This is a genomic window from Streptomyces sp. HP-A2021, from assembly GCF_022807935.1.
Taxonomy (GTDB): Bacteria; Actinomycetota; Actinomycetes; order Streptomycetales; family Streptomycetaceae; genus Streptomyces; species Streptomyces afghaniensis.
Window position 1 is genome coordinate 2335891 of sequence record NZ_CP094344.1, and the last position, 25332, is coordinate 2361222.

Annotated in this window: 21 protein-coding genes; 7 read left to right on the forward strand and 14 right to left on the reverse strand. The window is 72.9% G+C overall.

The window, feature by feature from the left end; translation table 11 throughout:
* Positions 1-27: 27 nt before the first annotated feature.
* Together MQE23_RS10740 and MQE23_RS10745 are read right to left on the reverse strand one after the other, a co-directional pair.
* Positions 28-1380 (reverse strand): M14 family zinc carboxypeptidase, encoded by a 1353-nt coding sequence (locus tag MQE23_RS10740; RefSeq protein ID WP_243382578.1) that lies wholly within the window; start codon positions 1378-1380, stop codon positions 28-30.
* 202 nt (positions 1381-1582) lie between these two features.
* A complete protein-coding gene (locus tag MQE23_RS10745; protein WP_020270701.1) occupies positions 1583-2134 on the reverse strand; it encodes a DUF1707 and FHA domain-containing protein in 552 nt (183 codons plus the stop codon).
* A gap of 173 nt (positions 2135-2307) precedes the next feature.
* Between MQE23_RS10745 and treZ the strand changes: the two genes are divergently transcribed.
* The gene (gene treZ / locus MQE23_RS10750) at positions 2308-4053 is read left to right on the forward strand and encodes a malto-oligosyltrehalose trehalohydrolase (protein WP_243379004.1); all 1746 of its coding nucleotides are present in this window, start codon (positions 2308-2310) and stop codon (positions 4051-4053) included.
* Positions 4054-4066: 13 nt separating this feature from the next.
* On the opposite strand, the gene MQE23_RS10755 is transcribed toward treZ, so the two are convergent.
* From MQE23_RS10755 to MQE23_RS10765, 3 genes are read right to left on the reverse strand one after another with little or no spacing between them, the layout of a single operon-like run.
* Positions 4067-4762: a hypothetical protein gene (locus tag MQE23_RS10755; protein WP_243379006.1), complete on the reverse strand. Its 696-nt coding sequence runs from the start codon at positions 4760-4762 to the stop codon at positions 4067-4069.
* A 40-nt stretch (positions 4763-4802) separates the two neighbouring features.
* Positions 4803-5816: an aminoglycoside phosphotransferase family protein gene (locus tag MQE23_RS10760; RefSeq protein ID WP_243382580.1), complete on the reverse strand. Its 1014-nt coding sequence runs from the start codon at positions 5814-5816 to the stop codon at positions 4803-4805.
* 47 nt (positions 5817-5863) lie between these two features.
* Complete coding sequence (locus tag MQE23_RS10765; protein ID WP_020270697.1) at positions 5864-6991, reverse strand: aminopeptidase P family protein; 1128 nt, start codon at positions 6989-6991, stop codon at positions 5864-5866.
* 187 nt (positions 6992-7178) lie between these two features.
* Between MQE23_RS10765 and MQE23_RS10770 the strand changes: the two genes are divergently transcribed.
* Complete coding sequence (locus MQE23_RS10770) at positions 7179-7934, forward strand: phosphodiesterase (protein ID WP_243379008.1); 756 nt, start codon at positions 7179-7181, stop codon at positions 7932-7934.
* 8 nt (positions 7935-7942) lie between these two features.
* On the opposite strand, the gene MQE23_RS10775 is transcribed toward MQE23_RS10770, so the two are convergent.
* From MQE23_RS10775 to MQE23_RS10795, 5 genes are all read right to left on the reverse strand, one after another.
* The gene (locus MQE23_RS10775) at positions 7943-8503 is read right to left on the reverse strand and encodes a PDZ domain-containing protein (RefSeq protein ID WP_020269434.1); all 561 of its coding nucleotides are present in this window, start codon (positions 8501-8503) and stop codon (positions 7943-7945) included.
* Between the two features lie 372 nt (positions 8504-8875).
* On the reverse strand, positions 8876-11038 hold the full coding sequence (cyc2, locus tag MQE23_RS10780; RefSeq protein ID WP_243379009.1) for a germacradienol/geosmin synthase Cyc2: 2163 nt from the start codon (positions 11036-11038) through the stop codon (positions 8876-8878).
* A gap of 123 nt (positions 11039-11161) precedes the next feature.
* The gene (locus MQE23_RS10785; protein WP_243379010.1) at positions 11162-12352 is read right to left on the reverse strand and encodes a damage-control phosphatase ARMT1 family protein; all 1191 of its coding nucleotides are present in this window, start codon (positions 12350-12352) and stop codon (positions 11162-11164) included.
* A gap of 86 nt (positions 12353-12438) precedes the next feature.
* Complete coding sequence (locus tag MQE23_RS10790; protein ID WP_020273182.1) at positions 12439-13086, reverse strand: ScbR family autoregulator-binding transcription factor; 648 nt, start codon at positions 13084-13086, stop codon at positions 12439-12441.
* 300 nt (positions 13087-13386) lie between these two features.
* The gene (locus MQE23_RS10795) at positions 13387-15186 is read right to left on the reverse strand and encodes a S8 family serine peptidase (protein WP_243379011.1); all 1800 of its coding nucleotides are present in this window, start codon (positions 15184-15186) and stop codon (positions 13387-13389) included.
* A 352-nt stretch (positions 15187-15538) separates the two neighbouring features.
* Between MQE23_RS10795 and MQE23_RS10800 the strand changes: the two genes are divergently transcribed.
* Positions 15539-16444: a lytic polysaccharide monooxygenase gene (locus tag MQE23_RS10800; RefSeq protein ID WP_243379012.1), complete on the forward strand. Its 906-nt coding sequence runs from the start codon at positions 15539-15541 to the stop codon at positions 16442-16444.
* Positions 16445-16462: 18 nt separating this feature from the next.
* On the opposite strand, the gene MQE23_RS10805 is transcribed toward MQE23_RS10800, so the two are convergent.
* Complete coding sequence (locus MQE23_RS10805) at positions 16463-17104, reverse strand: hypothetical protein (RefSeq protein WP_020273185.1); 642 nt, start codon at positions 17102-17104, stop codon at positions 16463-16465.
* Between the two features lie 682 nt (positions 17105-17786).
* Between MQE23_RS10805 and MQE23_RS10810 the strand changes: the two genes are divergently transcribed.
* The 3 genes from MQE23_RS10810 to MQE23_RS10820 all read left to right on the forward strand — a co-directional run bounded on the left by MQE23_RS10810 (position 17787) and on the right by MQE23_RS10820 (position 20355).
* Positions 17787-18458: a DUF6230 family protein gene (locus tag MQE23_RS10810; protein WP_243379013.1), complete on the forward strand. Its 672-nt coding sequence runs from the start codon at positions 17787-17789 to the stop codon at positions 18456-18458.
* Entirely contained in the window at positions 18458-18916 is a 459-nt protein-coding gene (locus tag MQE23_RS10815) for a DUF6114 domain-containing protein (RefSeq protein ID WP_243379014.1), read from the forward strand. Before MQE23_RS10810 ends, MQE23_RS10815 begins: the two co-directional genes overlap by 1 nt.
* 182 nt (positions 18917-19098) lie before the next feature.
* Complete coding sequence (locus MQE23_RS10820; RefSeq protein ID WP_243379015.1) at positions 19099-20355, forward strand: cytochrome P450; 1257 nt, start codon at positions 19099-19101, stop codon at positions 20353-20355.
* Here MQE23_RS10820 and tatA read toward each other — a convergent pair.
* Entirely contained in the window at positions 20312-20560 is a 249-nt protein-coding gene (gene tatA / locus MQE23_RS10825; RefSeq protein WP_020273190.1) for a Sec-independent protein translocase subunit TatA, read from the reverse strand. The two genes, MQE23_RS10820 and tatA, sit on opposite strands and share 44 nt — an antisense overlap.
* A gap of 77 nt (positions 20561-20637) precedes the next feature.
* Between tatA and MQE23_RS10830 the strand changes: the two genes are divergently transcribed.
* Positions 20638-22200, forward strand: coding sequence for an LCP family protein (locus MQE23_RS10830; protein WP_243382582.1), 1563 nt, complete (start codon positions 20638-20640; stop codon positions 22198-22200).
* On the opposite strand, the gene mgtA is transcribed toward MQE23_RS10830, so the two are convergent.
* Positions 22191-24833 carry a magnesium-translocating P-type ATPase gene (gene mgtA / locus MQE23_RS10835; protein WP_243379016.1) on the reverse strand — a complete coding sequence of 881 codons (2643 nt, stop codon included), beginning with the start codon at positions 24831-24833 and terminating at the stop codon, positions 22191-22193. The two genes, MQE23_RS10830 and mgtA, sit on opposite strands and share 10 nt — an antisense overlap.
* A complete protein-coding gene (locus MQE23_RS10840) occupies positions 24823-25170 on the reverse strand; it encodes a metalloregulator ArsR/SmtB family transcription factor (protein ID WP_020271572.1) in 348 nt (115 codons plus the stop codon). Before MQE23_RS10840 ends, mgtA begins: the two co-directional genes overlap by 11 nt.
* Between the last annotated feature and the right edge of the window lie 162 nt (positions 25171-25332).

Genomic DNA, 25332 nt, shown 5'->3' on the forward strand with positions numbered 1-25332 from the left:
GGCCCCGGCCGCGCCGTCATCGCGGTGTCACTCCCGCTGCAGCGGTACCGCCGCCCCTGACTCCCACCCCGGCTCGCCCGAGCGGGAGCGCGCGCTCGTGTTCCGCGTGGCCAGTTCGAAGGCGGCGAGCACGACGCGCGCCTGGTACTCCGCCTGGCGCGCCACCGGGATCCAGCGCGCCCCGCAGCCGTCGCGGTAGTCGGCGCACCACTCGTCGATCAGCCGGTCCAGCTCCGGCAGTGCCCCGGCCGGGTCGTGTCCGGCGGCCCGCACGAGCTGGTGCAGGAGCCCTGCGGTGCGCAGGGCCAGCCGCCGCCCGGAGATGCGCAGGGCGGCGAGGTGGGCGGTACTCAGGGGCGGGAGGGGGCGGGCCGCGCCGTCGCCGGTGTCGGGGTCCCAGGCGTCGGCGAGGCCGGGGCAGACGAGTATGTAGTCGTCGACCGGGGCGAGCAGGCGCGCCGCGTCGGGATCAGCCGCCAGGTGCGGCCGGATGCGGGCCAGGAGGTGCCGCAGGAGCCCCGTGTCGTGGCGCAGGGTGCGGCTCACGGCCCGCAGCACCGCGTCCCGGTCGGCGGGCGGGGAGCCGTCGGTCACGGCCGCCACGCCCCACATGGGCGCTTCGACGACGGCGGTGACGGTGCCGTGCCGGTGCGGGTGGAACCACGTCGACTCGACGGCGGCCTCCGTGATGGCCGCGGCCAGGCCGGCCCGGCGCGGCGGCGGAATCCGGTAGACGGCGGGTCCGAGGCCGGGCCAGTACAGGGCGTCGTAGGCGCCGAGTTCGCGGGGGATGCCGAGCCGGGCGGCGATGTGGGCGAGGCGCCGGCCGAGGCCGGGCAGGTCGTCGGTGAGCTCGACGAAGCCGCCGCCGACGTCGACACCGTGCAGGGAGCACTGGAGGAACGGCCGCAGTTCGTCCTGGACGTCGAGCAGGGCGCGGGTCTCCGGCAGGGTGGCGCCGGCCGCGCCGTCGGGCAGCCACTCGGGCTGCTCCAGGAAGCCGGGCCGGAAGAAGTTCCGGAAGTACTGGCCGAGTGCGTACGGGCCGGTCAGCCAGCCCTCGTTGCGGCGCAGCCCGTCCGGGTCGAGGCACAGCAGCAGGTTCCAGGTCGCGTCGGCGCCCTCGGTGAGCCGCGGGTCGGCCAGCGCCCGCTCGGCCAGGCGCAGCACCGTGGCGCCGCCCACGGGTTCGTTGGCGTGGGGGCCGGCGACGACGAGGGCCTGACGGCTGCCGTGGCCGACGGAGAGCAGCGACAGGGGCGTGCCCGCGCGGGATGTGCCGATCCTGCGCAGCCGGGCGTCTCGCGGGTGGCGTGCGACGAGTGCGGCGGCCCGGGCGCCCAGTTCGTCGACGGTCGGGTAGCGCAGGAGGGGCGGCAGGGCACACCTCCCCGATGCGGTGCCGTCACTTCACCAGCTGTACATGGCGTACGCACAGTCAGTCACGACTTCAGGGGTACGTCAACACCGTGCGGTGCAATGGGTTTTGAGCCACTCTCCGGGGAGCGACAGCTGGTAAACCCAAGGCCAGAGCTAAGGTGTGGCTCGGTTTCCGGTCAGCCGGCGGCGGAGCGGCACTCGGTCAGCCGGCCGACAGCCGGAACGCCATCCGCCCGAAGCCCACCTGGTCGCCCTCGCGGACGACGGCCGCGCCGACCACGCGCCGTCCGTTCACCGTCGTGCCGTTGGTGGAGCCGAGGTCGCGCAGGACCCACATGCCGCCCTGGTGGCGGAGTTCGGCGTGGACGCGGGAGACGGTCTCGTGGTTGAGGCGCAGTCCGCTGGCGGGGTCGCGGCCTATGCGCAGGGGATGGCCGTGTGACGGGTGCGGCAGCAGCAGCTTGGGCAGTTTCTCGGCCTGCCAGGCTCTGCGCAGCCGTACGGTGAATCCGGAGACCGCCTCGACGGTGCCGAACACCAGGCGGGAGAACCGGCTCTCCGTGGGCAGGTCCGCGGTGAGCACGGCGAGCTCGTCCGGGCGGCGGGCGGCGAGCGCCAGTTCCATGCGGCGGATGAACGTGTCGTGGGACAGGCGGCCCATGGCGACGCCGTCACGGAGCACCTTCAGCGCCCTGTCGCGCTCCACGTCGGAGAGCCGCGCGGGGTACGTGTTGAACTCGAAGGACGACGTCACGCTCGTGATTGTCGGGCAGTGCGGCCGGGCTGTCCAGAAAACGGGAAAAGGCCCGCCACGCGCCCGCATCCGCCGAGACCCGCCGCAAATGGGTGGATGCACCAGCGGATTGATCGCGTTTGACGCACCATGGACGGGCTACATCACGGTGAGCAGACGAAGGGGAACCGTCCGTGCAGTTCGAGGTGTGGGCACCGCAGGCAGGCCGTGTGACGCTCCAGTGCGACGGCGTCACGCGCGCGTTGGAGCGCGATCCGGAACGGGCGGGATGGTGGCGGGGCGAGGCGGACGCGCGCGACGGGTCCCGGTACGGCTTCGCGCTGGACGACGGTCCCGTACGGCCCGATCCGTGCTCGCGCCGGCAGCCGGACGGTCCGGACGGGCTGAGCGCGGTCGTCGACCACGAGCGGTACGAGTGGCGCGCGCAGTGGCGGGGGCGGCCGCTGCCCGGCGCGGTGCTGTACGAGCTGCACGTCGGGACGTACACCCGCGAGGGCACCCTGGACGCGGCCGCCGAGCGGCTCGGTCACCTCGCCGAACTGGGCGTCACACACGTGCAGCTGATGCCGCTGTGCCCCTTCCCGGGCACGCACGGCTGGGGGTACGAGGGCGTCTCGCTGTGGGCCGTGCACGAGCCGTACGGCGGGCCCGAGGCGCTGAAACGCTTCGTCGACCGGGCCCACGAACTCGGCCTGGGCGTGGTGCTCGACGTGGTGCACAACCACTTCGGGCCGTCCGGCAACTACCTGCCCGTCTTCGGGCCGTATCTCACGGACCGGCATCACACGCCCTGGGGCGCCGCGGTCAACCTGGACGCGCCCGGCTCGGACGAGGTGCGCGCGTTCCTGATCGGCAGCGCGCTGGCGTGGCTGCGCGACTACCGGATCGACGGGCTGCGCCTGGACGCGGTGCACGCGCTGGTGGACACGCGCGCGCTCCACTTCCTGGAGGAACTGTCGACGGCCGTGGACGCCCTGGCCGCCGAGGTGGACCGGCCGCTGTTCCTGGTCGCCGAGACGGATCTGAACGACCCGCGGCTGATCACCTCCCGGGACGAGGGCGGCCTCGGGCTGCACGCGCAGTGGAACGACGACTTCCACCACGCCCTGCACACCACGCTGACCGGCGAGTCGCAGGGCTACTACGCCGACTTCGCGCGCGCTCCCCTCGCCGGGCTCGCCAAGACCCTCACGGGCGGCTACTTCCACGACGGGACGTACTCCAGTTTCCGGGAGCGGCACCACGGGCGTCCCCTGGACCGTACGCGGGTGGCCGGGCACCGGCTGCTCGGCTACAGCCAGACCCACGACCAGGTGGGCAACCGCGCCCAGGGGGACCGCCTTTCGTCCCTGGTCTCCCCCGGGCTGCTGGCCTGTGCGGCCACGCTGACCCTGACGGCCCCGTTCACGCCGATGCTCTTCATGGGCGAGGAGTGGGCGGCGGGCACGCCCTGGCAGTTCTTCACCGACCACACCGACCCGGAGCTGGCGGACGCGGTACGGCGGGGCAGGCGGCGGGAGTTCGCCGCGCACGGCTGGAAGGAGGAGGACGTTCCCGACCCGCAGGACCCGGCGACCCGGGACCGCTCCTGCCTCGACTGGTCCGAGCCGGAACGCGAGCCCCACGCGCGCGTGCTGGCCTGGTACCGGCAGCTCCTCGCCCTGCGCCACGAGCAGCCCGACCTGACCGATCCCGACCTCGCCGACACCAAGGTCGCCTACGACGAGGAGCGCCGCTGGATCGCCTTCCGGCGCGGGGACGTCCTCGTGGCGGTGAACCTGGCGCCGGAACCGGCCGCGCTGTCGCTCGGCGTCCCGCACGCACGCGTGCTGGCCGCGTGGGAGCCGGTGGAGACGCCCGGGGCGGACGGGGTGGTGCATCTGCCCGGGGAGTCGGGTGTGGTGCTCGTCCAGGACTGACCGTCAGGAGAGGTCAGCCGAGCTTCGCGTCCTGCGCCTCGATCACGGGCGCCAGGAGGTCCGGTCGCGCGATGAAGGCGCCACCCACCGCGGTGTAGACGGCGATGACGTCCGCGTGGCGTACGACGGTGGTGCGGACCGGCCTCGACGCGCCGCCCTGGACCGTGATGACCCCGCGGTAGGCGAGGGCCTCGTCGCCGACCGCGGGGGTGTCCTCGGGCTGGAACGGGTCGTACAGCTCGCTGGTGCCGTTCGCCTTGGCGGTGAAGCCGAGAGAACAGCCCTGCACGGCATCGGCGAGGAGGGTGTCCATCGCCGTCACCGCCCTGCCCGGGTCGTAGGTGGCGAGGGTGACGTAGATCCGGGTACCGGGCGCCTCTTCGGCCGAGACGACACGGCTCTGAAAGGCCTGCGGCGTGCCGAGGGGCAACTGGTGCGTCATGGCCGCCAGCGGCGTGCAGGGCGCGTCGCCGGTGATCTCCTGCGCGGACCTGGCGAAGACGGACTTCCCCTCGGCCGGGTCGAACTCCCGTACCGAGTAGCCGGTGCCGAGGTCGGCCGGGGTGAGCAGGAGCCTGGTGACGCGTTCCGCCGGGGCCGGCTGCCGTGCCGGGGAAGCCGTGGCGCCCGACGTGGACGGTGCGGCGGTGCTGGAGCAGCCGGTGAGGGCGGCGGCCAGCAGGGACACGGCCGCGACGGTGCGCTTCATGGGCGGAGGATAGCCGTACGGGATCTCGCCGCTCCGCCCGCTACAGGGCGTCGTCCGGGTCGCTGTCCCTCAGGTCCGTCACGCGTTCCAGCAGGATCGGCTCCCAGGCCCGGCGCAGCTGCGTACGCAGCGAGGTGAGCCGGCCCGGGTCCCGGCTCGTGAGGGCATCGGCGAGGTGGACGACCGTGTCGCAGCGGGCCAGCCACAGGCCGCGCAGGCAGGGGCGGGCGCCGTAGCCGGCGAGGGTGGCGGCGCGTACGGCGGCGGGTGAGCCGACGGCGAGCGCGAGGCCCGCGATGTCCTCGGCCGGGTCGCCGACGACCGCGCCGGCCCAGCCGAGAACGCCGCGCACCCGTCCGTCGGCGCTGACCACGAGATGGCCGCCCGTGAGGGCGTGGTGGGTGAGGACCGCCGAGCCCGACTGGGCGGCGAGCTGCGCCGCGGCGGGCGCGGTGAGCTGGTTCAGCCGGGCGGCGTCGAACTCGTCGGCGTCGGCGAGGCGTTCGGCGGCGCGTACGGCGGCCCGACGCAGCGCCTCCAGGGAGCGCGGGGCGGCACGCGGAACGCCGAGGGTCTCGGCCTGCCGGACGGGTACCTCGCGCAGCCCCGAGAGCAGTCCGGCGAGGTCGGCCTCGCCGACGGCGGACACGTCGTGCTCCTCGCCCGAGCCGCCCGGCACCTTGGTGTCGAGCGTGTAGGTCAGCCCGGGCGCCCACTCGCCGTGCGCCACGCTGACCGGCACCGCCACCGGGACGTGCGGGCGGACGAGGTCGCGCAGGCGCAGTTCGCGGCGCTGGCGCACGGTGGCCTCGCGCTCGGGGGCGAGGCGCAGCACGTGGCGGGTGCCGACCCACCAGGTGGCCGGGTCGGCGCCCTCGGTGGCGGGCCGGACCTCGGGTCCGGCCGCGGAGCCCGTGCCCTGCTTGGGCTCCTTGCCGTCCTTGCCGTCCTTGCTGCCCTTGTCGCCGTCCTTGCTGCCCTTGTCGCCGTCCTTGAGCAGGGAACGGACCAGCCGGCGGACGGTGTCCGCGGTGGGTGTCGGTGCCTGGGTCATGGTCGCGCCGTTGCCGTTCGGGAGGCGTGTGGTGGACATCGGTGCCGTCACTCCACTATGACCAGCTCGCGGGAGGTGGTGTTCAGACGCCGCGCGCCGTCCTCGGTGACGGTCACGATGTCCTCGATGCGCACGCCGAACCGGCCGGGCAGATAGATGCCGGGTTCCACGGAGAAGCACATGCCGGGCACGAGGGGCCGCTCCTCGCCCTCGATCATGTACGGCGGCTCGTGGGTGGTGACGCCGATGCCGTGTCCGGTGCGGTGGATGAAGTACTCGCCGTAGCCGGCGCCGGCGATGACCGCCCGGGCGGCGCGGTCGACGTCCTGGCAGGCGGCGCCCGGCCGCACGGCGCGGAACCCCGCTTCCTGGGCCTCGCGCACGATGTCGTGCACGCGGCGCTCCTCGTCGGTGGGTTCGCCGACGTGGACCGTGCGGGAGGTGTCGGAGCCGTAGCCGTCCTTCAGGCCGCCGAAGTCGAGGACGACCATGTCGCCGCGTTCGATGACGCGGTCACCCGCCTCGTGGTGCGGATTGGCGCCGTTCGGGCCGGAGGCGACGATGGTGAAGTCGACCTGCTCGTGTCCGTGCCGGCGCAGGAGCCGGTCGAGGTCGGCGGCCACCTGTGATTCCCGGCGACCGGCGAAGGGGACGTCGCGGATCTCCTCGAACGTCGCGTCGGCGGCGGCTCCCGCGGCCGTCATGAGCTCCAGCTCCGCCGTGTCCTTGACGGCGCGAAGCATCGGCAGGGCCTCGGTGAGCGACGTGTAGGAGCTGCCGGGCAGGGCCTGCTGCAAGGCCAGCAGGTGCAGGGCCCAGGCGTTGTCACTGATGCCGAACCGGCCCGAGGCGTCGAGCAGGGCGGCGGTGGCGGCGTAGGGGTCCTTGCCGTCGGTCCAGTCGCGCAGGGCCAGGGCGGGCGCGCCGGCCGCCTTCTGCGCGTCCGGGGCCTCCAGCGCGGGGACGACGAGGACGGGGTCCTGTCCGGCGGCGAGGACCAGCAGGGTGAGCCGTTCGGTGACCGCCGGGGGCGTGTAGCCGGTGAGCCACACCAGATCCGGTCCCGGAGCCACCAGCAGGCCCGCGAGACCGGCCTCGGCGGCCGTCCGCGCGGCGCGCTCCATACGGGCCCGGTAGTCGTCGGCGGTGAAGGACGCGGCCGTGCTTCCGGACATTCCGGGCCTCCCAGGGACGGACGAAGGGGCTACGGGCAGCATCCTGCCCGGCCGGAGGGGGCGACGCGAGCCGTCTGCGCACTTCGCCCGAGCATCGCCACTAATGGCAGAGGATTGCTCATGCGTTAGAAGTAATGCTTAGATGATCCGCATCCATTAATTGTTCGATCCAGGGGGGCGTACGACCGTGCTCGTACTCGCAAACATCAGCGATCTGCATCTGGACGGGAGCGCGCGGGCGACGGAGCGCGCCGAGCGGGTGTGCGAGCGACTGCGGGAGCTGCCCGGCCAGGTGGACGCGTTGCTGGTGACCGGGGACATCGCGGACCACGGCACGGAACCGGAGTACGAGGAGGCCGCACGCATCCTGGGGCTGCGTGACGGCGACGCACCGTTCCCCGTGCTGACCTGCCCGGGCAACCACGACAGCCGCGCGCCCTACCGCAAGGCGCTGCTGGGCCTGCCGGGCGCGGAGGGACCCGTCAACTGCGTGCAGGTCTTCGACGACGGTGCCGTGCTGATGTGCGACTCCAGCGTCCCCGGCAGCGACGACGGGGAGCTGGCCGAGGAGACGTACGACTGGATCGAGACGACGCTCGACGAACTCGACGGCGGCCTTCCGGCCCTGCTCGCCTTCCACCACCCGCCGGTGGCGCTGCACCACCCGCTGCCCGACTCCTACCCGTTGCGGGAGTCCGGCAGGCTGGCCGGACTGCTGGCCCGCCGGCCCGAGATCGCCGGTCTGGTCACCGGCCACGCGCACACGCCCGCCGCGACCTCGTTCGCGGGGCGGCCGCTCGTCGTCGGCCCCGGCGTGACGTGGACACTGCGGCTGCCCTGGGAGGGCGAGCAGATCGCCGACCGGGACGCGCCGCCCGGGATCGCCTTCCACGTCCTGGACGACACGGGGCGGCTCACGAGCCACTTCCGGGTGGTGACGTGACGGCGTGCTCACGTGACGACGGCCGGTACGACCGTCAGCTGCTGGTACCCGCCGCTGCGGTGCCGCACCGTCAGTTTCACCTCGGCGCCGGGGCGGGCGCGGGCGACGGCCCGGACCAGGTCGGCGGCCGTGTCGATGCGGGTCGTGCCGAAGACGAGGAGCAGGTCGCCGCGCACCAGGCCCGCCTCCTGAGCCGGCCCGGGGACGTGGAGCCCGACGACCAGGGCACCCGGCTTCCCGGCGTCCATGACCTCGACGCCGAGGGTCACGGCGGCGGGCGCGGACGCGGCGGCGGACGGCGTGGGGCCGGTCGGCGACGGCGTGTGCCGCCCGCGCGGATCGATGCCCGCGCCCTTGCCGATCACCGTGGCGCCCATCGCCCCAAGGCCGATTCCGGACAGGACCAGGACCGCACCGGCCAACCCGGCGAACAGCACGTTGAGCAGCCGCCGCCCACGGCGCCGGGCAGCGTGCAGACGGGGGCGTGACGGGCGCGACCCCGCCGCCGTCGCCGCCCCCTCGGGCTCCTGCCCCGGCATCGGCTTGGGTCGCAGCGCGGTCTGTTCCATGGCTCGCCTCCGGATGGTGCCGATCGCCTCCGGGGGGGGTCCCGGAACGATCACGGCAGATGCTCTACCCGGCACATCGGCGGCCGACGAGCCACGAACGAGTGAGACTGACCGGGGCCGAGGCGGCCGGGGGCCTGCCCGAACACGGGCGCGGCCCGTACCGCACCCGGTCGCCGGGAGCGGTACGAGCCGTGGGAACAGGCGGGTAGGTCAGCCCGTGTGGCCCTCCCCGTGGCCGCCGTGGGCGAACACTTCCCCATGACACGGAGCATCTGGTTCCCGGGCACCCGGAAGACGTCCCGAGACTTCCGGCGCACCACCGGGCGCTCCGTCATGTCCCGTTCCGCGTCGATCTGGCCGGAAAGCGCCGCCTCAGCGGAAGGCGGGCACAGGCACCGCCGGCGGGCGGTCCGGGAGGAAGCCGTGGGCGCGGCGGGACAGCCACTCGTCCTTGTAGCGGTCCACCTCGCGATGCCAGTTGAGGATGCCCGCCATCCAGTTCCGCAGGTCCTCCACGTACGTCCCCATGGCCGCGCGCGCTTCCTTCGTGAGCTGGAAGTCGTCGTACAGGATGGGCAGTTCGTGCTCGACGACGTGCTCGAACTGGCGCATGCGCTGGCTCATCAGGTCGTGCACGATGCCGAGCCCGGTCGGGTAGTCGCAGCCGAAGAAGGTCTGCACGACGAGGATCGCGTTGTGGATCTCGCCCTCGAACTCGATCTCCTTCTGGTACGAGAAGACGTCGTTGAGGAGGCACGCGAAGTCCATCGCGGCGTTCTCCAGGGAGCGGACCGGGCCGCTGCGGTAGACCTCGGGCGGGACGGCCGGGCCGTGTCCCATCCGGCACAGGCTCAGCGTGAGGTCGGAGCCGAAGGTCGCCCGGCGCATCTCCAGGTAGTCGACCGGGTCGGGCACGCGGTTCTGGAGCTGGTTGGACAGCTCCCACACCCAGCTCTCGGTCATGACGTTGATCGCGTCCTTGAGGGTGCGCCGCGCGCCGGGCGTCATCTCCGCGGTGGTGCGCACCCACAGGTCGAGCAGGCCGCGCTCCATGGCGTTGACCGGGAGCAGCGGCTCATCGCCGTCGACGGGCATGCAGTCGGACAGCCGGGCCGTGGTCAGCCGGGCGGCGGCGAGGTCGCGGCGGTGGCCGTAGACCAGGGGGTAGTAGTCGTCGCCGTAGGTGCCCCAGGCGAGCCACTGCGCGCTGAGGTCGAGGGCCTCGGGGGTGGCGTCCGGGTCGAGGCCGGCCGAGCAGAGCGCGAGGTCGTAGGCGCGGAGCTTGTCCTCGTCCCAGACGCCCTCGGCGAGGATGCCCATGCGGTCCGCCCAGTCGCGCAGACTCCGGCGGGCGTTGTCCAGGTGCGGGCTGAGCTCCAGGGGGAACGGCATGCGGATGTCGGGGATCCGCGACGGCCCCACCTTCTGGTACGGCACGTGCGTGTAGGAGCGCAGCCGCTCGGCGCCGGCCGTGGCCAGCAGGGCGCGTACGTCGGCGGCGGAGGTGCCGATGCCGCTGAACCCCGGCCACGGCTTGCTGCCTCGCGCGTTCTCGTTCATGTAGCGGCTGGAGCGCAGATGCCACTCGTGGCCGCCGGACTGCCAGTCCTGGAGTCCCTTGGTGTACGCCGCCACGGCCGCGACCTCGCCGGGAGTCAACCCGTGCTCCAGGGCCGCCGCGGGCACTTCGGTGAACGCCGTGTGCTCGAACTGGTGGAGGCGGGACGTGAGGACGTCGTTGACGGTGTCCGCGGCCTCCTGGGTGGTGCAGCCGAAGAAGGTCTCCAGGACGAGCACGCCGTTGCTGAGCTCGCCCTCGTCCTCGACCTCCCGCTGGTAGGAGAACAGGTCGTTGCGCAGGTGCACGGCGTCGGAGAACGTCTCCATCAGCACCCTGAGCGGCCTGGACTGCGCGACGGACGCGGGCACTTCGGCCGTCGCGTACTCCACGAGGCCCGCCGACCAGGGGGCGCCGCCCACCTTGCGGCGCATCTCGATGTACTCGACGGGGTTGGCGATCCGCCCTTCGTTGATGTTGGACAGCTCCCACAGGGACTCGTTCAGCAGGTGCTCGGTCGCCACGGCGAAGCGGCGGCGCCAGTCCTGCGACATCGTCGGCACCGTCCGCGCCCACAGGTCGGCGAGGCCCGCCTCGACCGGGTTCTCCGGCTCCGGTACGGGAGTCGAGAGGTCCAGCGGCATGAACAGGGGCAGCCGGTCCAGGTGGGCCTTGCCGGCGACGCGGTCCTGGCTGCGCTTGTACTTCTCCAGGAAGTGGTCGTCGAAGAAGAAGACCCACACGTACCAGTCGGTGATGAGGGAGAGGGCGGGTCCGTCGCAGTCGGGGTGGGTGTAGGCGCAGAGCAGGCCGTAGTCGTGCGCGTCGAGGTCGGCCTGGTCCCAGACGCCGGAGCCCTCCAGCATGCCCATCTCGCGCGCCCACTCGGTCGAATGGGCCCGGGCCTCGTCGAGATGGGGGTTCAGCCGCGCGGGATGCGGCATGTAGAAGTGCGGGAGTTCGAACGGCTGCGTCATGGCCGGGGCCCTACCCGGCGTCTCGCGGCGGCATCCGCGAGGCCGGACATGATCACACCATCGCGTGAATCGGGGCTGAATGCCGGTGTTCTCGCCGGAGGTTGTGTGAGGCTGTGGGACCTCCTAGGGCGTCCCCGGGCCGCGCAACTGGATCAGCGCGTGTGTGCCGCTGGTGCGCCAGTGCTGGTCCTCCGCAGCGACGAGTTCCGCCTCGGTGCGGGCGTCGAGGCCGGTGATCACGTCGGACTTGAGGGTGCGCAGGGCGGCGACGGGGCCGGGGAAGTACGCGGTGACGTCCGGGAACGGCGTGGTCGGGGCCCAGAGCCGGTCGCCCACCAGGCGACGGTAGTTGAGGTCGCCCTTGACGACGGTGAGCGTGGCCGAGGCGAAGTCGGCGCGCAGGTCCGCGGGCATCTCCTCGTACGGCAGCGGGGCGCAGGAGAAGGGGTGGGCGCGCAGCGTCAGGCGGCCGTCGGCCAGGGCGGCCCACAGGTGCTGTCCGTACTCGGCGGCCGCTCCCCCGGCGCCGGTCAGGCGGCGCAGTGCGTCGACGACGTCGGCGGTGGTGGCGTCGGAGACGTAGTACGGGTAGGGCTTGACGTGCAGCACGGCCCGTCCGATGCGCCCGTGGGCCAGGAGGTGGGCGATGAGGAGCAGGTCGGGGACGAGTTCGCGGCCGGCGTTGTCGGCGACGAGGCACAGGGTGCCCGTGCCGGTGCCGCCGAGCAGGGCCCACAGGCTCTCGCTGTCGTCGGCCACCAGCCCGGGGGCGGCGTCCGCGGTCCGTGCGCCCTCGGCGGAGAGACGGAAGCCGAGGTCGGCGCGGTTGCCCCAGAGGGAACCGTGCAGCAGGGCCTGTGCCTGTTCTCCGGCGGGCCGGGCGGCGAGGCCGTCGAGCGCGGCCAGTTCCTCGTCGGTCTCGGGGGAGTCGAGTTCGGCCAGTTTGGAGGGGCGGAAGGGGTCGATGCCCTGCCAGGGGCCGGGGCCGAAGTAGCCGACGGCCTGGAGGAGCCGGCGGTAGAACCAGCTCTCGGACCAGAGCCACGGCACGTCGAACCAGGACCGGCCGGCGTACTCGCGCAGCCCCCAGGTCTCCCAGAGGTCGCGGTCGTGCGCGTCGGCGGGGAGCGGTTCGATCTCGCCCTTGGTGCAGTTCGCCAGGAGTTCGTCGAGCGCGCGGTGCTGCCAGGGCTCGTACGGGAAGGCCTCGCGCACCTGCCGGATGATGGCCGGGTGCCGCTCGGCGAGCACGCTGTGGGGGAAGGAGCCCGGCTGGTCGCCGAGGAGCAGGGGTGCGGATGGGGTGTCGGGCATGCGGCTCACCGTAACGCGGGCGTCCCACTCGACCGAACCGGCCGCGCTACGGCCGAGCCCGTCGGATCGTCCGGGCCGAAGGCCCGTCAGACCGGCGCCAGTTCCCGCTCCAGGCGGGCCGCCAGGCTCAGGTAGCGGGCGCGGCGGGTGACCGGGACCAGGCCGCGGATGAGTATGTTCCACATCTCGGCCGTCCGGCGGGGCTGGCGCGCGACCGGCTCGCGGGAGCGGCCGACGACCCGGGTGCCGACGAAGAAACAGACCAGGGAGTGGGCCACGACGTCGATGTCGATGTCCGGGTGGACGTCGGACTCCTTGACCGCGCCGACGAGCCGGGCCGTGACGATGTCCAGCCACTCCGTGAACGGATGGCTCAGCGGCGGGCGGGGCCGGATCCCGCCCGTGGCGAGCCGCAGTCCGGCCCTGAGGACCGGGTCCTCGACCGACATGCGGGTGATGCCGAACGTGAGGCGCATCAGCGCCTCGAGGGACGTGTGGCCGCGATGGTCGGTCTCCGCCGCCAGCCGCCGGGCGGTGTGCGACTGGAGTTCGAGGATCGCGTGGGCGAGATCCTCCTTCGCCGCGAAGTGGAAGTACAGGGCACCCTTGGTGACCTGAGCGTGCTCCACGATGTCGCTGAGACTGGTCGATTCGTAGCCGCGACGGTCGAACAGGTCAGCGGCGGCCGTGATGATCGTCGAGCGGGTCTGCTCGGCTCGCAACTGCCTCGCCATCGACTGAACTCTCCCGGGACAGAAATGAACGGGTCATGCCGTTTGTTTTTACCCCCCGTACACGATAACTCACCCTCAGACGGCGTTCACCACACCAGTGTGCCGGAGTGCGGGTGCACATCCGGCAAAACAATCGCAACTGGTGAAAGAAAACAGCGCGTTCGGTATCTAACTGTGGGGGTTGTGCGGCCGCACGTAAAGACGGGCCGGCCGGTGCCCCATCCGCACCGGCCGGCCCGCCCGCTCGTGAGCTGCCCGTTCAGCGTCCTCGTCGAAGGAGGACCGGGAGATCGAGAAGGATCAGAAGGTCAGCTTCCAGCCGTTGAGCGTGCCGGTGTCCTGCGCCGCGGTGTCCTGGACGCGCAGCTTCCAGGTGCCGTTGGCGCTCTCACCGGAGGCGTTCACCGTGTAGGTGGTCTTCACGTCGTCGGCGGAGTCCGAGGCGGCGGACTTCAGACGGTACGCCGAACCGTCCGGTGCGACCAGGTCGATGACGAGGTCACCGCGGTAGGTGTGGGTGATGTCGACGCCGACCTGGAGGGCGGAGGGGGCGTTGCCGCTGCGGCCGGTGACGCTGATCGGCGACTCGATCGCGGCACCGGCGTCCGGGATGGCGACGGCGGTGGTGCTGGAGAAGGTCGTGCCGGTGGACGAACCGCCCTTGACGGCCTGGACCGTCTTCGCGGCGTCCGCGAGGCCGGCGCCGCAGCCGCCGGAGCAGGTGCCGGGCAGCGGACGGGCGTTGGCCTTGATGGCCGACTCGATCTGCGCCGGGGTGAGGGCGGAGTTGGCCGACTTCATCAGAGCGGCGAGGCCCGCGACGTGCGGGGTGGCCATGCTGGTGCCCTGGTAGTAGTCGTAGTTCTCGCTCGACGGCGTCTTCGTGCCGGAGTTCAGCGTGGACAGGATGCCGTTGGCGGTGGAGGTCCGGGTCTCGCCGCCGGGGGCGGAGATGTCCACGAGCGAGCCGTAGTTGGAGTACGAGGCCCGGCTGCCCGCGCGGTTGGTCGCGGCGACCGCGATGACGTTGTTGCAGTTCGCCGGGGACGCGTTGGAGACGTTCTGGTTCTCGTTGCCGGCCGCGACGACGACCGCGGTGCCGCGGTTCACGGCGCCGTTGATGGCGCTCTGGGTGGCGCTGGAGCAGGCGCCGCCCCCGCCGAGGCTCATGTTGATGACCTTGGCGACGTTGGTGTTGGCGGGGACGCCGGAGACGGTGCCGCCGGACGCCCAGGTGATGGCGTCGATGATGTCGGAGTCGTAGCCGCCGCACTTGCCGAGGACGCGGACCGGGGAGATCTTCGCGCCGTGGGCGATGCCGGCGATGCCCTTGCCGTTGTTGGTGGCGGCGGCGATGGTGCCGGCCACGTGCGTGCCGTGCCAGGAGGAGTCCGAGGCCGGGATGCCCGCGCCGCACTCGTTCGCGTTGTACCAGTCGCCCGGGTCGGCCGGGTTGCTGTCACGGCCGTTGCCGTCGACGGAGACGGCGGTGTCGGCGATGAAGTCGTAACCGCCGACGATGTTCGCGGCCAGGTCGGAGTGGGTGACGTAGCCGGTGTCGATGACGGCGACGGTGACGCCGCTGCCGGTGGTGGTGTCCCAGGCGGCCGGGACGTTCATGCCCGCGGTGGACTCGAACAGGTCCCACTGCTTGCCGTAGTCGGTGTCGTTCGGCGTGACGGCCGTCGGCTTGTTCAGACGGTCCGGCACGACGTAGGCGACCTGCGGGTCGGCCTCGTACTGGGCGACGACGTCGGCGACGTCCGCCCGGGCGGGGTTCGTGCCCAGGTCGACGAGGGCGGCGCCGGTGCCGAGGCGGCGCTGGAAGTCGACGTCCTCGCCGGTCTTCTCGGCCTTGGCCGCGGCGTCGGCGGCGGCGGCCTTGTCGGACTTCGCCTCGCTCGCGCCGGACTTGTAGCCCACGATGAGCCGCTCGGCCGGGGCACCGGGGGCGGCCTCGGTCTGAGCGGCCGGGACGGCGGCGGGCCCGGGGGCGGTCTCCTGGGCGACGGCGACCGAGGCCGGGGCGGCGGTCAGCAGGGCGGCGGAGACGGCGGCGACGGATATCAGCTTCCGTCTGAGCTCTGGGGAGATACGCACGGTCGTTGCCTTTCGTGGCCGGACTCCGGGCTGGGCGGAGCGGCGGTGGATGCGCTTCGTCGCTGAAGCGGAGGGGGGTGGTTCGAAAGAGCGACGCGGTGGCCGGCCAGGCGTGTGGGGAGCGACCCGTTCGGGGTTACCTGTGGGTCAGCTGTGGTCGAACGATAGGCAAAGGGCAGGTCATCGGGATACGGGGGAAACCCTCGATCCGGCCGGAAACCCACCCTCTATGGCGGGCAGTTGGGCGCGAATGAACCCCTTTTCGAACAGGTCGTGGCGCGGTGAACGCACCGGGCCGGTTGCCCGTATTGCACTACCGACCGCTCCGGCCCGGCCGAGGAGACGCAGACGGATGCCCCGTACGACCGCACACCGCGCCGCACTCGCGGCCGCCCTCGTGACCCCGTTGCTCCTGCCGCTGTGGGCGGCGGGGCCGGCGCGGGCGCACGGTGCGCCGACGGATCCGGTGAGCCGGGTGGTGGCCTGCTCCCCCGAGGGCGGCGACCGGGCGGGCTCGGCGGCCTGCCGCGCGGCCGTCGCCGCGAACGGCGCGCCCTTCACGGCGTGGGACAACCTGCGGGTGGCGAACGTGGGCGGCCGCGACCGGCAGGTCGTCCCCGACGGGAAGCTGTGCAGCGGGGGCCTGCCCGGCTACAAGGGGCTCGACCTCGCCCGCGCCGACTGGCCGGCGACCCGGATGACGCCCGGTGAGACGCTGACCATGCGGTACGTCTCGACGATCCCGCACACCGGCACGTTCCGGATGTACCTGACGAAGCCCGGCTACGACCCGAGCGGGCCGCTGTCCTGGTCCGACCTCCCCGAGAAGCCGTTCGCCGAGGTGACGGACCCGGCCCTGACGGACGGCGCGTACCGCCTCGAGGCGGCCCTGCCGTCCGACCGGACGGGGCGGCACGTGCTGTACACGGTCTGGCAGAACAGCAGTACGCCGGACACGTACTACTCGTGCTCGGACGTGGTGTTCCCGGAGAAGAAGGACACGGCGCTTCCGGAGAAGACGCAGGAGAAGCAGCCGGAGAAGCAGCCGGAGAACGAGCCCGCGAAGCAGGAGGCTCCGCAGGAGAAGAACGAGAGCGCCCCGCTGGCCTCCCCCTCCGAGCCCTCCTCGGCATCCACATCCGTATCCGCCTCCGAGCCCTCTTCCGGCCCGTCCACGCCCATGCTGGCGGGCGGCGCCGCGGCGGTGCTGGTGCTCACCGGCGGCGCCGCCCTGGCGGCACGGCTGCGTCGGCGCTGAACCGACGCTCGTCGGCCGTCAGTTGACGTTGACTGCGACGCCTCCCTTGGTCACCGGGGCGTACTTGGCGGTGAAGAAGGCGTTGGCGAAGCACAGTGACGAGCCGGACACCTTCGTGAACTGCTGGTTGGTGAAGGAGATGCTGTTGTCGGCGTTGTCCGCCTTGCCGGTCAGGCTGGGGGCCCGGTAGACGCAGTTGATGGTGCCGAGCAGGGTGCGCAGCTTGACGGTGGACTGGATGGCGGAGCCCTCGCCCGGGGTCACGGAGACGGTGCCGTCCGAGGACACGCTGGTGGTGTACGGCAGGTTGTCGACGGTGATGCCGCTGACGCCGAGCACTCCGACGACGTTGGCGGTGCAGCCGCTGGTGTCGAAGGTGTGGGAGGTCAGGGACTCGGTGGCGGTGCCGGGAGCGGCCGGGTTGTCGGTGACGGTGGCGGCGAACGCCGACGAGGTGCACGAGATGCCGCTGGTGCCGGTCGCGCTGGAGTAGAAGGTGGCGGCGGTGCCGCTCGCCAGGGAGGCGTTGAGGACGTCGCCGACCGCGACGGCCGCGCCGTCGGTGGTGGTCAGGACGGGGGTGTCGGCCGCCGAGGCGGGGGCGGCGAGCCCGAGGGCGGCGACGGCGGCGGTGAGGGTGAGGAGGGTGCGCGTACGCATGCGGGTGTACCTCTTCTCTAAGCGGGGGGTGAGGGTGCAGGGGACGCGGTTCGGCGTCCGCCGTTGCCGGCCCGTTACGCCTTCTCCGTACGTGACGGACCGGCAACGGCAGACCGGTGACCGGCCGGAGGCACGCACGGGGACGGGCCGTCGGCCGGGCCGGGCTGGGGGTGGCTGGTGGCACGCACCGGGGAAGGGGCCGTGCCGGTGCCGTGGAGGGTCGGACCCGTGCAGTGGAAAGCCCGTGCGGACGCACCGGGCGGCGAGATGCCCTTACGGGACGAGCGGTTCCGGGACACGCGGACGGTGCCGCGCGGCGGATCCGGCGCCACGGATCCGGTGGGACGAGGAGAGTTGTAGACCTGCCGGTCAGTCAACGTCAAGGCTTCGCAAGGGAGTTGTGCGTTCGCTGAGACTTTCCGAAGGGCGGTGACTCACATGCGGCGCACATTCCACACTCTTTGTTCACACTTCCCTTGACCCTTCATGTAACCCCCGGTAACTTCCGAGTCGGCTACTGCGGCGTAACGGAAAGCCCTTGCAACCGCCGGGAGTTGCGGGGGGACGTGCGCACGCGGTCGGTGTCCGCGCCAGGGCAACGTGCCATCGAAGTCGCAATGCGCCGCCAACGTCGCAACGTGCCACGAAGTCCGATCCGCACCGACACGCACCTGGAGCAGACATGACCTCCTCCGCCGAGCACACCTCCGACAGACCGGAAGGCGCCGCCCCTGCGGACTCCGGTGACGTTCCCGCGCGCCGCGGGCGGGTCCGGGCACGCCGGGCCGCCGTGATGGCGGTGCCGGCCGCCGCGGTCGCCGCCGGCCTCGCGATCCTCACGGCCGAGGGGGCGCTGGGCGTGCAGTTCGCCATCTCCGGCATGCCGTTCACGGTCACCGCCACCGAGCTGAACGGCACCGGCTTCGCGCAGTTCGGCGGTCTGGACGAGATGGCCGAGGGCAGCCCCAACGCGGGTGACACCGGCGGTCAGGTCCTGGTCGTCACCTCCGTGATCAAGGAGGCGACGCTCAGCAAGCTGTGTCAGAGCGTGGACCTGGGCGGCACGAACCTGGTCATCAGGGCGGGTGAGGGTGCGGCGAAGGTCCGGGCCAGCGACCTGACCACCGACTCCACGGAGCTCACGGGCGACGCGGCCTTCAACAACATCGAGATCGGCAACGACGCCAGCACGCTGAACAAGGCGGGGCCGAAGGGCCGTGGGCCGAAGGGCGTGTTCAGCCAGCAGTCCGACACCGTGCACATCGCCAACCTGCGGCAGACCAACTACGCCACGACGGCCGGTGTGTTCAAGCTGCCCGGGCTGAAACTGGGCTTCAGCGGGTCGGGTTGCTGATGCCCGGCGGTCCACGCGGGAAGACCCGGCCCGCCTTCCGCCGGTGGCGGGCGGGCCGTCCCTTCTGGGGCGGGCTGCTGCTCGCCCTGGGCGGGGCGGAGGTCCTGCTCACCCTGAAGGCGTCGCTGGACGTCATCCTGCACGTCGGCATGCAGGGCCTGGCCGGCTATCTGCTCCCGGCCGTGATGCTGCTGTGCGGCGTGCTGATCCTCTTCAACCCCTCCCAGCGCCTGTTCTACTCGGTCATCGGGGTGCTGGTCTCCCTGGGGACCTGGCTGACCTCGAACCTGGGCGGCTTCTTCGTGGGCCTGCTCCTGGGCGTGGTCGGCAGCTGCCTCACCTTCGGCTGGCTGCCGGACCAGGAGCCGCGCGTGAGCCGGCGGCAGCGCAGGAAGGCGGCCCGGGCCGCGAAGGCGGTGGCGCAGCCCGTGGAGCGGGAGGCCGGCCAGACCGCCTGAAACAGACTGCCGGCCAGACCGCCTGAAACAGACTGCCGGCCAGACCGCCTGAAACAGGCCAGTGATTCTCGACCCCCTGGCGCCACCCCGCCGCGGCCACTTGGCTGGACGTGGCACGTACCCGCCCACGAGGCGTCCGCGTGCCCTGTGAACCGCTGCTGCCAGCCCAGGGAGAGAGCCCAATGGAGTTCACGCACCCGATAGTGATAGACCCGACCGGCCGCGACATCCACGGCGAGGCCACCCGGATCCGCGAGCGCGGCCCCGTCACCCCCGTCGAACTCCCCCACGGTGTCCCGGCCTGGGCGGTCAGCAGCGCCCCACTGCTGAAGCGGCTGCTCACCGACCCGCGGGTGTCGAAGGACGCGCGCCGGCACTGGCACCGCTGGCTCGACGGCGAGGTCTCACCGGACTGGCCGCTGTACACCTGGGTCTCGGTGCAGAACATGTTCACGGCCTACGGCACCGACCACAAACGGCTGCGCACCATCGTCTCCAAGGCGTTCACCGCCCGCCGCACCACCTCGCTGCGGCCCCGGATCGAGGAGATCACCGCGGCGCTGCTCGACCGGGTCGCCAAGGCCGGGGCGGGCGGTGGGGCGGACGGCCACGCGGTCGATCTGCGGGAGGAGTTCTGCTATCCGCTGCCCATCCAGGTCATCGGCGAACTGCTCGGGTTACCCGAGGAGTTGGGGCCCGAGCTGCGTGCCGTGGTGGACAGCGTCTTCCACACCTCGGCCGACGCGGCCGAAGTCGCCGACACCTACGCCCGGTTCTACGCCGTCCTCGGTGAGCTCGTCGCCGTGAAACGGGCGGCACCCGGCGACGACCTGACCAGCGCGCTGATCGCGGCCCGCGAGGAGGAGAGCGGTACGCGGCTCAGCGAGCAGGAGCTGCTCGACACTCTGATGCTGATGATCAGCGCCGGCCACGAGACGACGGTCAACCTGCTCGACAACGCCGTCCACGCGCTGCTCACCCACCCCGACCAGCTCGCGCACGTCCGTGCCGGTCGCGCCTCCTGGGACGACGTGATCGAGGAGACCCTGCGCGCCGAGGCGCCGGTGGCCAGCCTGCCGCTGCGGTACGCCGTCGAGGACCTGCCCCTCGGCGAACTGGGCGGCCCGGAGGGCAGTGTGATCCGCAAGGGCGAGGCGATCCTCGCCGCGTACGCCGCCGCCGGACGCGACCCGGAACAGCACGGCCAGGACGCCGGCGCGTTCGACGTCACCCGCGCCGTGAAGGATCACCTGGCCTTCGGCTACGGCGTCCACCACTGCCTGGGCGCCCCGCTCGGCCGGCTGGAGGCGCGTGTGGCCCTGCCGGCCCTGTTCGAACGGTTCCCCGGCCTCGCCCTCGCCGTACCCACGGACGAGCTGCGGCCGGTGGACTCGTTCATCTCCCACGGCCATCGGTCGCTGCCGGTTCTGACGGGCTGACGGGCTGCGCGGCGGACCCGGCCGGATCTCCGGGGGCCGGGTCCGCCACACCCTCCTCCTTCAGCGCCTTCGCCTCGCTCTTGAGGATCCGCATCGAGCGGCCCAGTGAACGCGCCGTGTCGGGCAGTTTCTTCGAGCCGAACAGGACGATCACGACGATCGCCACGATCAGCAGATGCCAGGGCTCCAGTCCGTTGCGCAGCACGTCATGCCCTCCCTCTCTTCGACAGTTGCTACATTGCGCAACTGTACAACCCCCGGGTGAGAGGCAAGCAGACGCCGATGACGGTCACCAGCAACCGGAGGACGGAGCAGCCGCGGCACAGCGCCGCCGCGCGGGACCACAGGCGGCGGCGCGGTCGCCGGCGCGGCCGTGACCGTGGCCGTGGCCGTGGCCGTGGCATACGGGTCGGTCTCGCCGTCTGTCTGGCCCTGCTCGTGCTCGCCGCGGGCGGAGCCGGCTGGCTCTACCTGAAGCTGGACGGCGACATCAGCACCTTCGACTCGGGCGGCCTCTCCGACAACCGCCCCGAGGCCGGTTCGTCGCAGGGCGAGAACGTCCTGGTCATCGGCTCCGACACCCGCACCGGCGGCAACGAGGCGCTGGGCGGCGGCGACAAGGACGACGTGGGGCGCTCCGACACCGCGTTCCTGCTGCACGTCTACGCCGACCACCGGCACGCCCTCGCCGTCTCCATCCCCCGCGACACGCTGGTGACCATCCCGCCGTGCAAGCTGCCCGACGGCGGCTGGACGAAGGCCCAGCCGGACATGATGTTCAACGCGGCGTACTCCGTCGGCCAGACGGCCAAGGGCAACCCCGCCTGCACGCAGAACACCGTCGAACAGCTCACCGGCCTGCGCGTCGACCACACCGTCGTCGTCGACTTCAAGGGCTTCGCCCGGCTCACGGACGTGGTGGGCGGTGTCAAGGTGTGCCTGCCGCAGGACGTCTACGAGAACGACCTCGATCCGCACCTCACCGCCCCGGGCAAGCTGCTCTTCCACAAGGGCGAGCAGACCGTCGCGGGCCAGAAGGCACTGGACTACGTCCGGATCCGGCACGGCATCGGCGACGGTTCCGACATCGGCCGGATCAAGCGCCAGCAGGCGTTCGTGGCGAGCCTGCTGAAGGAGGTGAAGAGCCAGGGCCTCACGCCGACACGGCTGCTGCCGCTGGCCGAGGCCGCCACGAAGTCGCTGACCGTCGACCCCGGCCTCGGCTCCGCCGACAAACTGATGTCCTTCGCGATGTCCCTGAAGGACATCGACCTGCACAACACCAAGTTCGTGACCTTGCCCTGGCGCTACGAGGGTTCACGGGTCGCGATCGTGCAGCCGGACGCCGACGACCTGTGGGCCGCGCTCAGGGCCGACCGCACGATCGACGGCAAGAACGCCGGCGGGAAGCGGACCGGGACGCCGGGTTCCGAGGCGTCCGCCTCCCCCACGCCGGTCTCCGGTGAGGGCATCGACGTCGCCGTCTACAACGGCACCTCGGTCCCCGGCCTGGCCGCCCGCGCCGCCGCAGTTCTCACCGCGGACGGCTTCACCGTCACGGGCACGGCCACGGCGTCCGCCCAGGACCACACCACGACGCTGGTCGAGTACGGCCCCGGCCTGGAGGACCGAGCCCGGACGGTGGCGGCGGCCTTCCCCGGCGCGGAGCTCCAGCCCGTGACCGGCAGCGGAATCAGTGTCGTGCTGGGGCAGTCGTACGCGAACAGCGACAGCCCGGCGGCGACCGCGTCCGCGTCCCCGGCTCCGACCGCCGTGCCGTCGGAGGTCGCCGACGGGGCCCGGTCCGCGGACGACAACCCGTGCTCGAACCTCACCTACGGCTGACGCCGCCCCTGCCGGGCCCGGGCCGCCGTCAGGGCCAGGACGTACAGGCCGAGGACGACGGCCGGCAGGAGGTAGTACGCGGCGGGCAGGGCCGTCATGCCGAGGGCGGTGCCGAGGGGGCTCGGCGGCAGCAGCAGGCCGACGGCGGCAAGGCCGGCCGCCGCGAGAGAGACCGGGCCGGGGGTACGGCTCGCCCCGTCGCGCCGGCCGGTGCGCAGGAGCAGCATCACCAGGGCCTGGGTGAGCAGGTTCTCGGTGAACCAGGCGGAGTGGAAGACGGCTTCGTCGTCGACGGCGTCGGGACCGTCGAGCGCGAACGCGAGGACGGCGAAGGTGGCGAGGTCGGCGACCGCGTTGAGCAGGCCGAAGCCGGTGACGAACCGGAGGAAGGAGCGTGGCCGCAGCACGGCCGGACCGCGCAGGGCCGCCGCGCCGGGACGGTCATGGGCGAAGGCGAGCTGGGCCGCGTCGAAGCACAGGTTCTGGGCGAGCACCTGGGCGGGGAGCATCGGCAGGAACGGCAGGAGCAGGCCCGCGGCGAGCATCGCGACGACGTTGCCGAGGTTGGAGGAGAGCGTGACGCGCAGGTATGAGGCGATGTTGCCGCTCGCGTGCCGGCCGGCGGTGATCGCGTGGCCGATCGCCCTGAGGTCCTTCTCGGCGAGGACGACGTCGGCGCTCTCCCGTGCCACGCCGACGGCGGAGCGGGGCGCGAGCCCGACGTCGGCGACACGCAGGGCGGCCACGTCGTTCACCCCGTCGCCGAGGAAGCCGACGGTGTGCCCGGCGGCGCGCAGGGCGGCGACGATCCGGGCCTTGTCCTCGGGGGTGCAGCGGGCGACGACGGTCGCCTCGCCGGCGGCCTCGGGGTCTGCCGGTTGTGCGGCGGCGGTCCGTACCTCCCCGGGATCCAGGCCGAGTTCCCGGCAGGCCCGGGCCGCGGTGGCCGGATGGTCGCCGGTGAGGACCTTCACGGTGACGCCCCGGTCGGCCAGGCCGCGCAAGGCCTCGGCGGCGGTCGGGGCGAGGGCGTCCCGGAAGGTCACCAGGCCCCGAAGGGTCAAGCCCCGCGTGCCGGGCGGCCCGGGCGCGCCGGCGGGGCGGTCGGCCGTGGCGACGGCCAGCACCCGCAGCCCGGCGTCCGCCTCCCGGGCGGCGAGCGCCAGCAGCCGGTCGCGCTCGCCGGGCTCCGTCGTGCAGCGCTCCACCACGGCCTCGGCGGCGCCGGTGACGACGACGGTGTGACGCCCGAGGGAGCCGCGCACCACCGCCGTGGAGAAGCGCCGTACCGGGTCGAACGGCACGGCGTCCACCCCGTCGTACTCCTCGCCCACCGGCCCGGCCGCCTCCAGCAGGGCCTCGTCGAGGGCGTCGGGCGCGGGCAGTTCGGCGAGCTGCAGGGTCCACCAGGCGCCGACGGCGGCCCAGCGCAGCACCTCCGGGTCGTCGCGGCCGGCCGGGTCGAGGGCCCGTTCGACGACCGGCCGGTCCTGGGTGAGGGTGCCGGTCTTGTCGACGCACAGCACATCGACAGCGCCCAGGTCGTGCAGCGCGGGCAGCCGTTTGACGATGACGCCGTGGGTGCGGGCGAGCAGGGCGGCGCCCCGGGCCAGACAGGTGGTGACGATCACCGGCAGCATTTCGGGCGTCAGCCCGACGGCGACCGCGACAGCGAAGGGCAGGGTCTCCAGGCCGCGTCCGCGCAGCGCGGCGTTCGCCATCAGGACGAGGGGCGGCGTCAGCAGCATGAAGCGGATCAGCACCCAGGAGATGCCCTGCACGGACCGGTCGAAGGCCCCGCCCCCCAGCCGTGTGGCCGGCTGCCGGTGAGCGGCGGCGAACCGGGTGCCGCCCCCGGTCGCGACCACGACGGCGGTGGCGGTGCCCCGGGCGACAGCACTCCCCTGGAAACACAGGTGGGGCGCCTCGAACGGGTTGCCGCCGGGCCCGCCGGACCCGTCGGCGGCGGCTTCCCCGACGGCGGGCGAGAGCGCGTCACCGCCGGACGAGGACACCGCCCCGGACCCGTCCGCCCCGCCGTCCCCGGGCCCACCGCCCGCCGTGCCCTCGCCGGGCACCTCCACCGCCGTCTTCCCCACCGGCGCCGACTCCCCGGTCAGGGCCCCCTGGTACACGGCGAGCCCCCGGGCCCGGAGCAGTCTCACGTCCGCCGCTATCAGGTCCCCGGGGCCGAGGCGCAGCACATCGCCGGGAACCAGCTCGGTGACCGGGACCTCCCGGGCCCGGGGCGGCTCCCGGGCGTCGTCGCGCCGCAGCACCGTGGCCGTGCCGGCGACCAGTTCGCGCAGGGCGGCCATGGAGCGGTCGGCCCGGTGCTCCCCGCTCGCGCGCAGCACGCAACTGACCGCGACCAGGGCGAGGATGACCACGGCGGTGCCCCAGGAGGCGACGGCGGCGGACACCAGGCCGAGGCAGAGCAGGACTGCGGTGAAGGGGTCGCGCAGGGCGTGCGCGCACCGGCGGGGCCAGGACGGCGTGTGCCGGTCCGGCAGGGTGTTCTCGCCGTGGGTGAGCAGCCTGGCCGCGGCCTCGGTCTCGGTCAGCCCCCGGGGCCCCGACTCCAGCCGCCGCAGCACCTCCAGGGTGGTGCCGCCGGCGGTCTCAGAGGCCATGGAGGCGCCGGCGCGGCGGCGCGGCGCGGTCGGTGAGGCGGCCCACCAGCAGCCGTACGACGTCGACGACGTCGGGGTCGTCGACGTAGTACACCTGCCGGCGGCCCTCGCGGCGGGAGCCGACGAGTCCGGCCAGCTTCAGCTTGGTGAGGTGCTGGCTGACCGCGGGCAGCGCGCCGCCGACCCGCTCGGCGAGCCCGGTCACGTCGCTCTCGCCCTGGGCCAGCGCCCAGACGATGTGCAGCCGGGCCGGCGAGGCCAGCAGCCCGAAGGCCGCGGCCGCCTGGGCGACCACGTCGGCGGGCGGGTCCTCGAAGCCACTGCCGGCTGCCGCCACCGTCGCCGTCCCTTCCGTCTCCGCGTCGTCTCAGTCGTCCTGCGAGCCGCACCAGTTTAGGCGGGCCGCGGCAGCCGCCTCGGGAGACCCTTTCCCTTGCGGGACGCCGGGGCCCGAACCGCATGGACGGTATGAAAATCATGGGGATGACCTCCCATGTTC

Excerpts from the sequence above, each read along its gene's own strand:
- MQE23_RS10755 (WP_243379006.1), bottom strand. The coding sequence starts at position 4,762 with ATGAAGCGCACCGTCGCGGCCGTGTCCCTGCTGGCCGCCGCCCTCACC.
- MQE23_RS10760 (WP_243382580.1), bottom strand. The coding sequence starts at position 5,816 with ATGACCCAGGCACCGACACCCACCGCGGACACCGTCCGCCGGCTGGTC.
- MQE23_RS10765 (WP_020270697.1), bottom strand. The coding sequence starts at position 6,991 with ATGTCCGGAAGCACGGCCGCGTCCTTCACCGCCGACGACTACCGGGCC.
- MQE23_RS10775 (WP_020269434.1), bottom strand. The coding sequence starts at position 8,503 with ATGGAACAGACCGCGCTGCGACCCAAGCCGATGCCGGGGCAGGAGCCC.
- cyc2 (WP_243379009.1), bottom strand. The coding sequence starts at position 11,038 with ATGACGCAGCCGTTCGAACTCCCGCACTTCTACATGCCGCATCCCGCG.
- MQE23_RS10785 (WP_243379010.1), bottom strand. The coding sequence starts at position 12,352 with ATGCCCGACACCCCATCCGCACCCCTGCTCCTCGGCGACCAGCCGGGC.
- MQE23_RS10790 (WP_020273182.1), bottom strand. The coding sequence starts at position 13,086 with ATGGCGAGGCAGTTGCGAGCCGAGCAGACCCGCTCGACGATCATCACG.
- MQE23_RS10800 (WP_243379012.1), top strand. The coding sequence starts at position 15,539 with ATGCCCCGTACGACCGCACACCGCGCCGCACTCGCGGCCGCCCTCGTG.
- MQE23_RS10805 (WP_020273185.1), bottom strand. The coding sequence starts at position 17,104 with ATGCGTACGCGCACCCTCCTCACCCTCACCGCCGCCGTCGCCGCCCTC.
- MQE23_RS10810 (WP_243379013.1), top strand. The coding sequence starts at position 17,787 with ATGACCTCCTCCGCCGAGCACACCTCCGACAGACCGGAAGGCGCCGCC.
- MQE23_RS10815 (WP_243379014.1), top strand. The coding sequence starts at position 18,458 with ATGCCCGGCGGTCCACGCGGGAAGACCCGGCCCGCCTTCCGCCGGTGG.
- MQE23_RS10820 (WP_243379015.1), top strand. The coding sequence starts at position 19,099 with ATGGAGTTCACGCACCCGATAGTGATAGACCCGACCGGCCGCGACATC.
- MQE23_RS10830 (WP_243382582.1), top strand. The coding sequence starts at position 20,638 with ATGACGGTCACCAGCAACCGGAGGACGGAGCAGCCGCGGCACAGCGCC.
- mgtA (WP_243379016.1), bottom strand. The coding sequence starts at position 24,833 with ATGGCCTCTGAGACCGCCGGCGGCACCACCCTGGAGGTGCTGCGGCGG.